The 13,615-nt window shown below is 62.9% G+C and carries 13 protein-coding genes; 6 read left to right on the top strand and 7 right to left on the bottom strand.

The genetic code is table 11. The features are described from left to right. Window positions 1-8 precede the first annotated feature (8 nt). The 3 genes from NDB2M4_RS01615 to NDB2M4_RS01605 all read right to left on the bottom strand — a co-directional run bounded on the left by NDB2M4_RS01615 (window position 9) and on the right by NDB2M4_RS01605 (window position 1,584). Window positions 9-383, bottom strand: a complete 375-nt coding sequence (locus NDB2M4_RS01615) for a lipid-A-disaccharide synthase N-terminal domain-containing protein (protein ID WP_072369233.1) — start codon at window positions 381-383, stop codon at window positions 9-11. Window positions 384-416: 33 nt separating this feature from the next. Further along, window positions 417-1,229: a glycosyltransferase family 2 protein gene (locus NDB2M4_RS01610; protein WP_072369231.1), complete on the bottom strand. Its 813-nt coding sequence runs from the start codon at window positions 1,227-1,229 to the stop codon at window positions 417-419. A 121-nt stretch (window positions 1,230-1,350) separates the two neighbouring features. Continuing rightward, window positions 1,351-1,584, bottom strand: coding sequence for a hypothetical protein (locus NDB2M4_RS01605; RefSeq protein ID WP_072369229.1), 234 nt, complete (start codon window positions 1,582-1,584; stop codon window positions 1,351-1,353). 133 nt (window positions 1,585-1,717) lie between these two features. On the opposite strand from NDB2M4_RS01605, the gene NDB2M4_RS01600 reads away from it, so the two are divergent. Next, a complete protein-coding gene (locus NDB2M4_RS01600) occupies window positions 1,718-3,208 on the top strand; it encodes an ArnT family glycosyltransferase (RefSeq protein WP_139247049.1) in 1,491 nt (496 codons plus the stop codon). Beyond that, window positions 3,205-5,055, top strand: coding sequence for an aminodeoxychorismate synthase component I (gene pabB / locus NDB2M4_RS01595; RefSeq protein WP_072369226.1), 1,851 nt, complete (start codon window positions 3,205-3,207; stop codon window positions 5,053-5,055). The genes NDB2M4_RS01600 and pabB overlap by 4 nt, the downstream gene beginning before the upstream one ends. Window positions 5,056-5,096: 41 nt before the next feature. Here pabB and NDB2M4_RS01590 read toward each other — a convergent pair whose 3' ends face one another. From NDB2M4_RS01590 to NDB2M4_RS01585, 3 genes are all read right to left on the bottom strand, one after another. Next, on the bottom strand, window positions 5,097-5,285 hold the full coding sequence (locus NDB2M4_RS01590) for a hypothetical protein (RefSeq protein WP_139247048.1): 189 nt from the start codon (window positions 5,283-5,285) through the stop codon (window positions 5,097-5,099). A gap of 92 nt (window positions 5,286-5,377) precedes the next feature. Beyond that, window positions 5,378-5,554, bottom strand: coding sequence for a hypothetical protein (locus tag NDB2M4_RS20135; protein ID WP_171987999.1), 177 nt, complete (start codon window positions 5,552-5,554; stop codon window positions 5,378-5,380). A gap of 158 nt (window positions 5,555-5,712) precedes the next feature. Continuing rightward, the gene (locus NDB2M4_RS01585; protein ID WP_072369222.1) at window positions 5,713-7,509 is read right to left on the bottom strand and encodes a hypothetical protein; all 1,797 of its coding nucleotides are present in this window, start codon (window positions 7,507-7,509) and stop codon (window positions 5,713-5,715) included. Window positions 7,510-8,427: 918 nt separating this feature from the next. Between NDB2M4_RS01585 and NDB2M4_RS01580 the strand changes: the two genes are divergently transcribed. Then, window positions 8,428-9,345: an alpha/beta hydrolase gene (locus tag NDB2M4_RS01580; RefSeq protein ID WP_083555620.1), complete on the top strand. Its 918-nt coding sequence runs from the start codon at window positions 8,428-8,430 to the stop codon at window positions 9,343-9,345. Between the two features lie 81 nt (window positions 9,346-9,426). On the opposite strand, the gene NDB2M4_RS01575 is transcribed toward NDB2M4_RS01580, so the two are convergent. Next, the gene (locus NDB2M4_RS01575; RefSeq protein WP_072369220.1) at window positions 9,427-10,038 is read right to left on the bottom strand and encodes a DUF2147 domain-containing protein; all 612 of its coding nucleotides are present in this window, start codon (window positions 10,036-10,038) and stop codon (window positions 9,427-9,429) included. Between the two features lie 342 nt (window positions 10,039-10,380). Here NDB2M4_RS01575 and NDB2M4_RS01570 point away from each other — a divergent pair, with 342 nt between their 5' ends. From NDB2M4_RS01570 to NDB2M4_RS01560, 3 genes are read left to right on the top strand one after another with little or no spacing between them, the layout of a single operon-like run. Further along, on the top strand, window positions 10,381-11,508 hold the full coding sequence (locus NDB2M4_RS01570) for an ABC transporter permease (RefSeq protein WP_072371624.1): 1,128 nt from the start codon (window positions 10,381-10,383) through the stop codon (window positions 11,506-11,508). Continuing rightward, window positions 11,505-12,257 (top strand): ABC transporter ATP-binding protein, encoded by a 753-nt coding sequence (locus NDB2M4_RS01565; protein WP_072369218.1) that lies wholly within the window; start codon window positions 11,505-11,507, stop codon window positions 12,255-12,257. The genes NDB2M4_RS01570 and NDB2M4_RS01565 overlap by 4 nt, the downstream gene beginning before the upstream one ends. Beyond that, entirely contained in the window at window positions 12,250-13,362 is a 1,113-nt protein-coding gene (locus NDB2M4_RS01560) for an HlyD family secretion protein (RefSeq protein ID WP_072369217.1), read from the top strand. Before NDB2M4_RS01565 ends, NDB2M4_RS01560 begins: the two co-directional genes overlap by 8 nt. The last annotated feature ends 253 nt before the right edge of the window (window positions 13,363-13,615 follow it).

Below are 13,615 nucleotides of genomic sequence, written 5' to 3'. Positions count from 1 at the left end.
CGGTTCGGTCAGGTTGATCCCTGGCTGGCCGTCGCGGTTGCCGAAGTCGCAGTGCCGTTGGCGATGTTCTTATTGTGCGCGCGGATGAAGTAGATGTTGCGGGCGTAGATGATGAGGCCCATGCCCTGGCCGAGCATGAAGACCGGGTCCAGGCGATAGATAGCGTAGGCGAACAGCATCGCCCCGCCGACGACGCTGAAATACCAGAAGGTCTCAGGCACGATGGAGCGGCGCGCGCGCTCGCTGGCGATCCATTGCACGATGAAGCGCATCGAGAACATGAGCTGGGCGAGGAAGCCGATGCCGAGCCAGACCTTCTCGCTCGTCCCGGTCGTCTGCCACCAATCGCCGAGTGCCACGACAAGGCTGTGGAGGTGATCCATGGTGTTGTCCCCAGTACGGATACGCTGATCTGATCAGTTTTTGTCGCCGGCGCTGGCGCGCGAGCCGTCATCGTTGACGGGCTTCAGCCGCGAGGCGAGGTCGGAGATGATTTGCGTCTCGGGATGGCGCTCGGAGACGCGCGGCACCTTGGTGCGCTTACGCAGCCAGCTGACGCCGACGAGATCGTAAAGGCCGACGAGGGCGCGGTTGAGATTATTGTATTTCGACACCCCGGCTTGGCGGGGGCGGTCGTTCACCGGCACGTAGGCGACCTCGTAGCCGTAGGTCTGGAACAGGGCCGGCATATAGCGGTGCATGCTGGTGAAGAACGGCAGGCGCAGGAACACTTCGCGCCAGTAGACCTTGATGCCGCAGCCGGTGTCGGGGCAGTTGTCCTTCAGCACGGCGTCGCGAATTTTGTTGGCGGCGCGCGAGGCCCAACGTTTGGAGCCGGTGTCCTTGCGCTCCTTGCGCCAGCCATTGACGAGAGCGGGGCCATCGTTGCCGGGAAGCGCGAGGGCTTCGAGCAGGCGCGGAATATCCTTGGGGTCGTTTTGGCCGTCGCCGTCCATGGTGGCGATGATCGGGCTTGTCGCAGCTAAAACGCCGGTCCGCAGGGCGCAGCTCTGTCCGCTGCGCCGCTCATGGCGGAGATAACGCAGGCCAGGCAGCTTGCCCGAGGCGATGAGAGCTTTGATTTCGGTAGGTGTGGCGTCGACGCTGGCATCGTCGACCACGATCACCTCGGCGAGGCGCTGGGCCGGCACAGCGGCATACGTCTCCTCGATGAGGCGGCCGATGTTGCCCGCCTCATTGAGCGCTGGAATGACAACGGTGACGCGCATCAAGTGCCCCTATCCCACCAGGACCCGCCGCGACGACCTCACTCTTAGCCGTTCGGCGCGCGGAAGGATACCGGTCTTCGGTCCCGTCTACCAAGCTAGTAAATTCTGCGGCTCAGCGCACTCACTGTCGCCGGAAAAGCAACAGAATCAGGGCGGTCGCGAGAAACAGGCCCGCGAGGACACCCCATGCCAGCCCGGCCTGCTCGAGGTAGACATTCTGAGAGACCGGATCAAAGCACCGGCCTTCTTCGTTGAAGCAATCGCGCCAGCGCCAATAGCTGTCGTAGTAGAGCATGGCGGACGCAAGACCCAGCCCCGCAAGGCAGAATGCGAACACGTATTTGATCCACCGCATGGGGCAAGCATTCTGCCACATGGCGGCGGAGCTAGGGCAGGGTGTCTTCACGCCTGGGCCGCAAACCTGTAAATGACCGGGCGGCGGCCTTGCCGTCTGCCACTTGTACCTCCAGCAGCCGTCAGAGCCCTTCATGCCAGCCGCCACGGGGCGCCACGACCACAGCCGCGATACCAACTGGTTCGGTCTTCTGCTGACCGGCTTGATGGTGCTGCTCGCACTAAGGCTGGTCGCCCTTTACCTCAACGGAACGGACCTGTTCTTCGACGAGGCCCAGTACTGGGCGTGGAGCGAAGAGCCGGCGCTGGGATATTTCTCGAAGCCGCCGCTGATCGCCTGGGTGATCGGTGCCGCCACAACCGTATGCGGTATTGGCGAAGCATGCGTGCGGGTGCCCTCGCCAATTCTGCATACGGCGACGGCATTGGCCGTGTTCTGGCTCGGGCGGCGGCTTTACGATGCCCGCATCGGCGCGCTTTCGGCGCTGGCGTTTGCGACGCTGCCGGGGGTGTCGCTGTCGGCGGGGCTTATCTCAACCGACGTGCCACTGCTGCTGTGCTGGGCGCTGGCGCTGGTCGGGTTCTGGGGATTGCTGGAGAGCGAGGAGGTCTGGCCGGCGCTGCTGCTCGGCGTTGCGTTCGGTGCGGGCCTCAACGCCAAGTATGCGATGGCGTGGTTCCTGATGTGCGGGGGCGTCTATCTGGCGGTGACACCGGAGCGGCGGAATATCCTGCGCGACTGGCGGCTCTATCTGGCCCTGGGTATCGGCGTGGCGATGATCGTGCCGAACCTCGTCTGGAACGCTTCGCACAAGTTCGCGACGTTCGCGCATACCGCCGACAACGCCAATTGGGGCGGCTCGTTGCTGCATCCGAACAAGGCGCTGGAGTTCTTCGGTGCGCAATTCGGCGTGTTCGGGCCGATCTTGTTCGCCACGTTCCTCGTCATCCTGTGGCGCGCCCGGCGCGAGCGCCTGCCTAACCAGGATCGCTATCTGATTGCGTTCTCCGCGCCGCTGATAGCCGTGATCATCGTGCAGGCGTTCCTTTCGCGCGCGCATGCCAATTGGGCGGCGCCAGCCTACGTCGCTGCGAGCGTGCTGGTGGTTGCGACGATGGTGCGGGACGACGCGTGGGGGTGGCTGAAGGCTTCGTTTGCGCTGCACGCGGTGATCATCGCGCTACTCTTGTTCGGCACCTCGACTGCGGGGCGCCTGGAGCTGCCGGTAAAATCCGATCCTTTCGCGCGCACCCTGGGCTGGCGCAACATTGCCGAGGCGACGCGGGCAGAGCTTGCCAAGGCTGCGGCCGCCGGCAAACCGTTCGCTGCGGTGCTGAGCGATGACCGGGCACTGACGGCGGAGCTGCTCTATTACATGCGCGATGAACCAACGCCGGTTCTTGCGTGGCGGCCGGGTGCGCCGCATGATCACTTCGAGCTGACGCGTCCGTTTACGGCCTCGACGCCATCCCCGGTGCTGCTGGTGCGCGCTGACGGCGGCGCTGGTTCGGCGGCGGGATCGTTCTCAACTGTTGAAAAGATTGCCGAGCGCACACTCCCAGCCGGCAAGAACGCCGAGCGGCATGTGACGTTCTACTCGCTCGCAGGGTACAAGGGGGAATGACCTCGCCAAAGCCGCCCCCCCCGGGCCGCGCGCATCCTGCGGAGGATGCCGCGGCGCTCTCACAGACATTCGTGCTCCTGGACAACAACTCGGGATCGGGACCGCCGTCGCTACTGTTCTCCGATCCGGTGGAGATCGTGTCGGCGTGGAACCCTGAGGACGTGCCGCAGGCGATGAAGCGCATCGAGGACGGCGTCGCCTCGGGGCTTTATGCGGCGGGCTTCTTTGCCTTCGAGCTCGGCTATGTGATGGAGCCGAAGCTGGCGCCGCTGATGCCGGAAAAGCGCAACGTGCCGTTGCTATGGATCGGCCTTTACAAAGCGCCGATCGAGATGACGAGCAGCGAGGTGGAGCACTGGCTGGCGACGCACACGCGCTCGGGCTCGTTCCGCTTCACCGATGTTTCGCTATCGTGGAGCGAGGCCGAGTACGTCGAACGCTTCAACGAGGTGATCGACAAGATCCGCGCGGGCGACATCTACCAGCTCAACCTGACGTTCAAGTCGCGGTTCAAGCTGGCGGGATCGCCGCTGACGTTCTTCCTCGATCTGCGCCAGAAGCAGCGCGTAGCTTACGGCGGCATCGTCGACACCGGCGAGATGACGGTGCTGTCGGCTTCGCCGGAGCTGTTCATCGAGCAAAACGGTCGGACGATTTTTACGCGGCCAATGAAAGGTACGGCGCCGCGCGCGGGAACCGAGGAGGCGGATGCGGAGGCGCGGCGCGAACTGGCTGCGGACGTCAAGCAGCGCGCCGAGAACCTGATGATCGTCGACCTGATGCGCAACGACATCGGGCGCATCTCGGATATCGGCAGCGTCGAGGTGACGGACCTCTTCACGGTCGAGACGTACAAGACGCTGCACCAGTTGACGTCGGGCGTGCGCGCCAGGCTGCACGAGGGCGTCGGCATCGGTGAGCTGATGCGGGCGATCTTTCCGCCGGGTTCGGTGATCGGTGCGCCGAAAATCCGGGCGCAGGAGCTCATCCGGCAACTGGAGACGGAGGCGCGGGGCGTCTATTGCGGCTCGATCGGGTATATCTCGCCCAAGGGGCAGTCGCTGTTCAACGTGGCGATCCGCACGGCCGTCGTGTTCCGTAACGGCGACGGCGAAATGGGCATCGGCTCGGGCGTCGTGTTCGATTCCCAGGGCACGAAGGAATACGAAGAGTGCCTGTTGAAGATGAAGTTCCTCACCGATCCGGTGAAGCGCTTCGATCTGATCGAGACGCTGCTGTATGATGCGCAAGAGGGCGGGTTTGCGCTACTTGAGCGACACATCGAGCGGCTGGCGACGTCGGCGCGCTATTTCGCATTCGTGTATGACGACGGGCTGGTGCGGGATGCGCTGGCTCAAGCGGTGGAAGGGAAGTCCGGGCGCCAGCGGGTACGATTGCTGCTGGCCGAGGACGGCAAGGTAACTGTTACGGCAACGCAGCTGCCGCCGGCCGATGCCAGTGCAGTGATGCGCTTTGCGCTGTCGTCGTCGCAGGTTGATAGCGCTGATCTGTTCCTGTTCCACAAGACGACGCGCCGCGAACTCTATGATCGCGAGAGACAGGAATATGCCGAGCGCCTTGGCACCGACGAGGTGATCTACACCAACGAGCGCGGCGAGCTGACCGAGGGAAGCTTCACGACGCTGTTCATCGAGCGCAATGGCGTGCTGCTGACGCCTCAACTGGAAGCCGGATTGCTGCCGGGAACGTTGCGCGCCGAATTGCTGGCCGAAGGGCGTGCGCGCGAAGCCGTGCTGACGCCTGCAGATCTGGATAACGCTGATGCGATCTATCTGGGGAATTCGGTGCGCGGTCTATTGCGCGCGGTGCGCGTCGAAGCGTCGTGAGCAAGCGCGTGGTCTGGGCCACGCGCTCGCAAATTTTCTGACTAGTTGATGATCGTCTGCTCGGAGGCGATGGAGCCGACCTTCGGGTCGGTGATCACGCCGCCGCGAACCATCGCTGCGATGAGAAACGCAAACGCGGCGACGGTCAGCACCGCCGCGATGATGATTTCGCGTGATGAACGACGCACGCGATCAGCGTAAGAATCAAATTGATCAAGTTTCCATTTCATGGCGCGGAAGATCGGGCCATCGCGGGAGACAGGCCAGAGCGCTGAGTGCCGCGCGACAGAAGCGCACACAAATGGCTGCTTCGAGAATGACTCTAAAGTCCGCGCATGATGCAGCCGAAGACGAGAATGATCTGCGCTGCGAGCAACGCCCAGAACTCGTTGCCGGTGATCAGCGGAATCTCGGCTCCGAAAAACTTAATAATCAGTACTGTGACCGTCAGGATAACGGACAACATGAAGGTCAGAATGCCAGGCGCCTTAAGTCCCATAAGGAAGTCCCCCTAGATACGCTTGCGCACATGTGCCGGGCCGCACTGCCCATAGGTCGTGCCGAGTCAGAAGCCCCGACGGCTTATAGCAGGCACAACTCGTCCTGACACTGCGGCGCCGAAAAGACTGGGGATGGAAAGCGGCTAAGAGCGGACGACTACTGTGCTGCAGTGCGGCGCGGGCGGGCAAACAGAAGTCGGCGCAGGAGGAGCAGAAGGATGAGCCCCAGCAATAGGAGTGCGACGATGACGGCGGGGTGCTTTTCCCACAGCAAGACGGGACTGACGCGTCCATCTGCAACCAAACGGACATTCTCGGCGATGGCAGCGGCGTCGAAACCGCCAGCGGTGCTCAGCATCATGCCGACTGCTGCGGATTGATCGGCGCTCGAGACGATCGCGTGCCGCACGCGCTCGGAGGAAAGGGCGTGGATGGCGGCGGGGTTGGCGGCTACTACGCGCAGCACCTGCTCGCGCGGGGCTTGCTGAAGTCCGGTAAGGTACCCCGACAGGCTCGACAGCTCGGCCTCGGTCAGGCTCCGGGCCAGTCTTTTCAGGTCGGGATTGTTGAGCTCGAAGAGCGTGTCGCGGGCACCGCGATCGATAGATGCCAATCGAACAATGGCGAGCTGATCGTCGAGGGACAGCAGGCGCTGAAGACTGGCGCGGCTGAGCTGGTCGGGCGTCGTGCGTCGATAGAGGCTCAGTTCGACAACCCGCGGGAGGTTGTTACCGGCCAGCGCTGCCCAGTTCAGGCCGGCGTCGATCGATCGCGTCTCGCGGGCGATGTCCATGGCGGGGGCGGGAAGCGTGTTAACGGCGGTGGCGAGTGTTCCGTCATCGAGGCGTCGCAACAGGCCGGCTTCCCCCTCGGCGGCAAGGGTTAGGGCGGTGACCTCGTCGAGGCGCGGTAGTGCCGACGGCGGTAACGCATCGACGAAGGCTTTGAATTTCGCGTTGCGGGCCGCGAGGTCCAGGGCTTGAGCGTGGGCGCTGCGGAAGTCTCGCCAGATCTCAATGACGCGATCGGCGGTCGCCGCGCCGATTTCTTCAATGTGGCCGGAGATTTGTTCGGCGAAAGTCTTGGCCAGCTCTTCCTGAACCTTGTCCTTGTTTTCTTTGGACTTCATCTCGGTGGCGATGATGGGCAGTACGCCGTTGCGCAGGTCCCAGATGTCCTTGGCGATGAGCACAAGGCCGACGCCGCCGGCGACTACCGAGACGAGACGGGCGAGGACGCTGCCGACGACGCGCTGGCCGACGCGGGCGGCCATGTTGGCTAGCTGCCGGCGCATAAGAAGGACGGCGGCGCCGGCTATGCCGGAGCTCGATTCACGCAGCACCGCGCTGGGGCTCATTTCAGCGGCGCCGGTGCCCGGATCGAGGCTGACGCCTTTGCCAGCGTCTCCGGCTACCGCGCGGGCGACGGTGGTGCCGTAGCGGGCGCCGACGAAAGCCTTCAGGCAGGCGACGGCTGGCTCGGCGACGTCCTGGCTGGCTAGCTCCATTTGCTTGCCGATCTCGCGGCCGACGCCAGCGGCTAGCTGCTCGAGGGCGGCTTTGATCGCATCGGAGCGATAGACGCGTTCGGCGACCGCGGTGGCGAGTTCTTCGGACTTCTGCTGGCTGGCGAGCGACTGAAGCAGGTTGGCCCAGCTGGTCTCCTTGCGGACTTCCTCGACGGCGAGGTCGACCCGCTTATCGATGATGTCGTCCATGCCGATACGCCGCCATTCATCGCTGACCGCCGCGCGATAGTCGACGTTGGCGGTGCCGGCCTTGAGGGCGCGGACCGAGATGGTCTGGATGGCGGCGCGGAAGCTCGTTTCATCGCGCGCCCGGCAGGCTTCATAGTCAGCCTTAGAGAGCGGCTGTGCGGTGGCTGGGGCGGTGTGAACCGCGGCAAGGGCGAGGATGACGAGGCCGGAAACCGGGCGGCGCAGGTAGGCAAGCAACGCGTTATTGTCCCTTGGTGAGGGCTGCGCCCCGATGGGTACGCGCCTTAACCATCTAATCACCTGTATTATAAAGTGTCGATTGCGCTTGCAGCATGACGGGGCGCTTGCGGCGGCGCGATGTGACCACCGCGAAGGCGCCTGAAAGGGTGCTCAGCGCGGGTAGAAGGGTGCTCTCGGCTACTTTAGAGCGATCACAATTTCTTTCAATGTTGCACAAATCCGAGGCGTGAGGGGCGCGCTGGCGGTGGTCAGCCGACCTCGACGAGCCCCGATACTCGCAGTTTCTGCGCCGTGTATCAGCACTCAACACTGTGGCGGTTATACAACATACGGTTGTCGTCCTTAGGGTTATTTGCAGTGCAGCAATTTCGCTGCGTGCGAGTTGAGCGTAGATTTGCGACAGATTTCCTTCGCTGACGAAAGCAGCTCTTTTTCAATGCTTTTCAGTTCATCGCAACGGTTTTGCGGCAGCCTAAGTGGCCGTTCAGAGTGGGTTTCCAGCTCTCACCCGGAGCGCGAATTAAGCGCGGGGGACCGGCCTTTTTTTCGCCTCACCTCGCGATCAGAAGGCTGCCGCTCTCCGCAGCCGAGACGGTCCACGTCGAAGCTCAGGAGCGGTCCGGTGTCACCGGAAAGGTGCGGCAAGGTGACCAATCGAACTTCCGGTCCGTTCCGGTCAGTGGAGACACCTCCAATTCATCTCGTGCAGTGCGTGTGCGAGACCTCGTCGGAAGCGATGCCCCTAGATGGGCGGCAAGTTGCTAACTGGTTGGCAACGCTGTTCATCCGAGGAAACGAAAAAGAGAGAGTTTCAGCGACAAGCTCTGAGAAGCGCGGACTGACAGCTCGCGCGGACAGGAGTCTGCTGGGGACAAACCGACTTCGTCTAGTTTGCGAGCGAGTTCAGTTAACACGATGAAGAACAGCGAGAAAATGAAGGCATCCTGGGGTAGCATCTTCGTGCCGGGCGGACGCAATGGCGTATTGCTGGTGCACAGCCTCGGGGGATCGCCGATCGAATTGAAGTTCGTTGCGCATACGCTGGCGCAGCTCGGTTACACGGTTTATTGCCCGTTGCTTCCCGGTCTTGCCGGCGGCACCGACATTTCGGGGTTGTCGAGCTGGGAGGACTGGTACGCAGCGCTGGAGAAGGCGCACGACGAACTGATGCAGCATTGCGATGCCGTCATCGTCGGTGGCATCTCGGCCGGCAGCATGCTGGCGCTTCGCCTTACCGCAATGCGCCCTGAGAAGATTCACGGCCTGATGCTGTTCTCGCCGACCTTCTGGCCGAATGGCTGGGCGATCCCGTGGTACTTCGATCTGTTCCGCCTGGTGCGGCACAAGTGGTGCGCGCGGCTGTTCCGATTCCGCGCCGGCAGCCCGCACGGCATCAAGGACGATCGCCTGCGCAGCTTCATTCTCGACAGCGTGCAGTCGGACGCCGACTCGATCGAGGACCTGTTCGCGCGTGGCGGTGGCCTCGTGTTCGAATTCCGGCGCCTGGTCGCCAACGTCAAGCCGCTGCTGGGCAAGATCAAGCAGCACGCGCTGGTGTTCCACCCGCGCCATGACGATCAGAGCGACCTGTCCAACGCGATGATCCTGCAGCGCAGGCTGGCGGGGATGGTCGAGGTCTGCGTGCTCGAGGACTGCTATCACATGGTCACGCTCGACCGGCAGCGTCCGGTCGTGATGGAGCGCGTGAAAGAGTTCGCCGGTCGCCTGACCTCGCGGCTCGACAAGGTGCGTGCCGAAGAGGCGCTGGTTACTGCTGCCGAGACGCAGCCGCGCGACAAGGGTCGTGGTGAGGGACGCGGCGCGAACAACTAATCGCGCCAGCCTGTCGGACCATCAAAACAAGAAAAGCCCGGCTCGATGGCCGGGCTTTTTCGTTTCGGAGGGCGGTGAGGCCTATTCGATCGACGGGCGAACGGCAGGAACGGGGCGCGGCACCTTCAGTGGCGCTTGCGGCTGAGCGATCTTCACGCTGGCCTTGGTGGCGCGGGCCTCTTTCGGCTGATCGCAGCGCTGCAGGTCGGCAGGGGCGCGGCGCCAAGTGAACGACTTGGAGAAGAACTTCACACCCTTGTAGCCGGTGAGAATGAGATTCTGACGTCCGGCAACGATGGCGGCATCGAATTGAGCGCCCTTCTCTGGATCATAGACCCAGCCGTTGTCCCAGCCGCGGCTGACCCTTTCCAGTGATCCAAGCACAGGCAGCCCGCAGATGGTGCGGCCGCGCTTGGACGGGTCGGGGTTATAGCCGTCGGTAAGGGGCTGGCCTTTGCTATTGTTGGGCTGTTTCAGCCAAACGATGTAGCCGCACAGCCGTCGGGCCGCGCTGCCAGTGTCTGCGCAGGGGCGGATTTCGACGGCGCCCTGGCCCGTATGGTTGATCCAAACACCAGCCTCAAGAGGCGGGTCTGCAAAGGCCGATCCCGTGCTGAGCGCAAATAAAACGGCGGTCAGTGAAGATTTAGCCCAGGCTTGTTGGGGCAACGGGAGCTGAAGATCATGACGCATGGTGGCATCACCAATATTGTGTCAGAGATCGGGATGGCATTTAGACTTTGAAAGCGGCGAAAGCGGGCCCATAGGCTCGACGCTGTCAGTCTCTGCGAAAAATGGTAAAGAAGAATTATCCTTGATCGGTCGATCTTACGTCTTTCTTGACCTCTTCGCGTTAACAGCTCGTGGGGCCGATACATCCCTGCGTTTCTAAATGAAGCGCTGACGCGTTAGACTTAGGCATCCCTTAAGCATGAGTTTGCCTTTTCGAGGCCAAGTTGGCGGATTACCCAGCGGCGCGCGCTGCGCTATAGGCTTGCGGCCGCGCTTGCCCAACCCTGTGTGGAACTGACCCTGATGATCCTGACGCTTGCCTTCCGCAATCTGTTCCACGATCGCATTCGCTTGGCGGTCACCCTCATCGGTATTCTGTTCTCCATCGTCCTCGTTGCCGTGCAGCTAGGTCTCTACCTTGGCGCCAGCAACATGATTACGGCGAACATCGATCACGCGAAGGCGGACCTCTGGATCACCGCATATGGAGCCAAGAGCTTCGAGGATGGCGGCATGCTGCTGACACCGCGCGAGCGGCATCAGGCGCTGGCGACACCGGGTGTCAAAGCTGTGATCCCTCTGGTGGTGCGGTTCGCCGAGTGGCGCAAGCCGGAAGGCGGATCGACGCGCGTGGTGCTGATCGGTACGGACGCTGAGGACGGCGGCCTGGTGCCGTTCAACCTCGTCGATGGCACCTGGGAAGACATCAAGGCGCCGGAAGCGATCGCCGTCGACAGGACTTATCTGAACGAGCTCGGCATCAAGGGGATCGGCGACACCGCCCAGATCGCCAACGGGCGCGTGCGTGTGCGCGCAATTACCGACGGCATCCGCTCGTTCACGCAGTCGCCCTATGCCTATACGACCCTGAACAGGTCGCGGTCGCTGTTCGGCGACACCGACAATACGACGTTCTATCTGGTGCAGCTGCAGCCGGGCGCGAACGTCAAGAAGGTCCAGCAGGAGCTTTCCGGGCGGCTCGAGGGCGCCGAGGTCCTGACCCAGGAAGAGTTCCGCGACCGCAGCCTGAAACAGTGGCTGTTCCGCACTGGCGCGGGTGTTGCCTTGATCGGCGGCGCTTTGCTGGGAAGCCTTGTCGGCACCGTAATCGTGGCGCAGACGCTTTATTCAAGCACTAAGGACCATCTGAGCGAGTTTGCGACGCTGCGTGCACTCGGGTCATCGTCGGGATATATTCACAAGGTAATCCTGGCTCAGGCCGGCATCAGTGCCGTTGTCGGCTATGCGCTCGGCATCTCGATCGCGCTGACGATCCTCGTACTCAGTAGGAATACGGCCTTGCCCATGGTCATGACCCCGGGCCTGGCCTTCTGGCTATTCACATTGACGGTCGGCATGTGCGCGATTTCGGCGCTATCGGCGATCGTCAAGGTCACCAAGATCGATCCTGCAACGGTATTCAACAGATGAGTGTAGAGCCCGTCCTCGAAGCCATCGAGATCGTCAAAGAGCTGGGTAGCGGCGCCGGCAAGGTGCGTGCTGTCAAAGGCGCCAATCTCAGGCTGATCCCCGGGGAGCTGACGCTGCTGATGGGGCCATCGGGCAGCGGCAAGACAACCCTGCTGTCGATCCTCGGCTGCATCCTGACGCCGACATCGGGAACCTTGAAGGTTGCCGGCGTCGATACGACGAACCTCAATCCGGAAGAGATGGCCGACCTGCGCCGCAAGCACATGGGCTTCATCTTCCAGTCCTACAATCTGTTCCCGACGCTGACGGCGCTGGAGAACGTGCGCATCGCACTCGACGTGCGCGGGCAGAAGGGCTTTGCGGCCGCCAATCGCTCAGAGGAAGTTCTGCGCGATGTCGGCCTGGCTTATCGCCTGAAGAGCTATCCCTCGAACCTGTCGGGTGGTGAGCAGCAGCGTGTTGCGGTGGCCCGCGCCATCGCATCATCGCCTTCGATCGTGCTCGCCGACGAGCCGACGGCTGCACTCGACGGCGAAAACGGACATGCGGTGATGGCGCTTCTGGCGCGCATCGCCAAGGAACAGCACCGCAGCGTCCTCGCGGTGACCCATGATCCGCGCACGCTGAGCTACGCGGATCGCGTGGTGCGCATTGAAGATGGACGCATCGTCGGCGAGGAACGCCGGCCTGAGGGGCTCGATGCCCCGGAAATTGCAGATCTTACAAAGAGACGGAAGGCCCATGCATAAAAAGGTCAACCCCACCGCGGTTATTCTTACGATCGCAGGCCTTTTGGCCGTCGGTGTCGGATTTTACGTCAACAGCGTGAGCTGGGGTCCGGTCGCCGAGCAAAAGAACACGCAGGCGAGCGCGAGCGATTCTTCGAAGCCGGCCACGGGGTCCAAGGAAGCGATCGCCATGCAGCCGACGTGGGCTGCATCCGCGACGGGGCGCGTCGAGCCCAAGAGCGGTGAAGTTCGCATCACTGCCGACGTTCCCGGCCGCATCGAAGAGATTCCTGTCGACATCAATGCTCACGTGAAGAGCGGCGATCTGCTGGTTCGTCTCGATGACGACGATGCCATGACGAAGGTCACGGCGGCGCGTGCCGAAGAGCAGGTGCGTGTGCGCGAGCGCAATGAGGAAGACGCCCGCGGCCTGCAGAAGGAGCGCCGCGACGCGGAGGATGCCGTTGCGGATGCCGAGCGCGGCGTCTTCAGTGCGCAGATGGCGTTTGACGATGCGCTGGAAGAAAAGCGCACGAAGAATGGCCCGCAGGAGACCGTCGATACGGCTCGCGCCAAGCTGGAGGACGCGCAGAAGACGCTGTCCGACAAGAAGGCGACGCTGGCTTCGGTGAATGCGAAGTCGGGCATGCCGCTGCCGACGCGGCTCGAGTCCGCTCTGACCGTGGCGCGTGCTGAACTGCTGGGTGCCGAACTCGGTGTCGAGCACACGCGGGTGCGGGCGCCGTTCGATGGCACCGTTCTGAACGTCGTCGCCAAGGAAGGCGAGGTCGCAACGCCTTCGCCGGAGAACACGCTGCTCATCCTGGGCGATGTCTCGGCCATGAAGGTGCGTGCCGAGGTGGAAGAGCGTGACGCCGCAAAGATCCATGTCGGCCAGCGCGTCGTGGTGCGGGCGGATGCTTATCCCGACCAGGATTTCGAAGGGCGCGTGAGCTCCATTGCGCAGTCGCTTTCGCAGCCGAACATCGTCTCGCGCGGGCCGCGCCGTCCGAACGATGTCGAGGTTCTGGAAGCAGTCGTCGATCTCGATGGTCTGCCCCCGCTGCTGACGGGCATGCGCGTCGACGTGTTCTTCAAGCACGACGCGACGGCTTCGACCAACTGATTTCCGCTACACACTGAAAAGACAAACGGGCGCATCGGCTGATGCGCCCGTTTTTGTTTGCGGACCAGGATTACAGCTATCTCGATCGAGAGCGCGCGGCTCTACTAGCCTTCCCGTCATCACGGTGGGGGCCGACGCTGAAGGCTCCCTGCACGTAGCGTGTCGTGCAGCTTGCGTGGGTGCCGGCCTGCGCCGGCATGACGGTGGAAGGAGGCTGCGGGCAGCACCTCCAAGGAAGTCCAGAAGTTGTCGG

It is taken from the genome of Hyphomicrobium sp. NDB2Meth4, assembly GCF_900117445.1.
GTDB lineage: Bacteria > Pseudomonadota > Alphaproteobacteria > Rhizobiales > Hyphomicrobiaceae > Hyphomicrobium_A.
The sequence above is the reverse complement of the archived record's forward strand: the minus strand, read 5'-3'. Positions and strand labels throughout refer to the sequence as shown.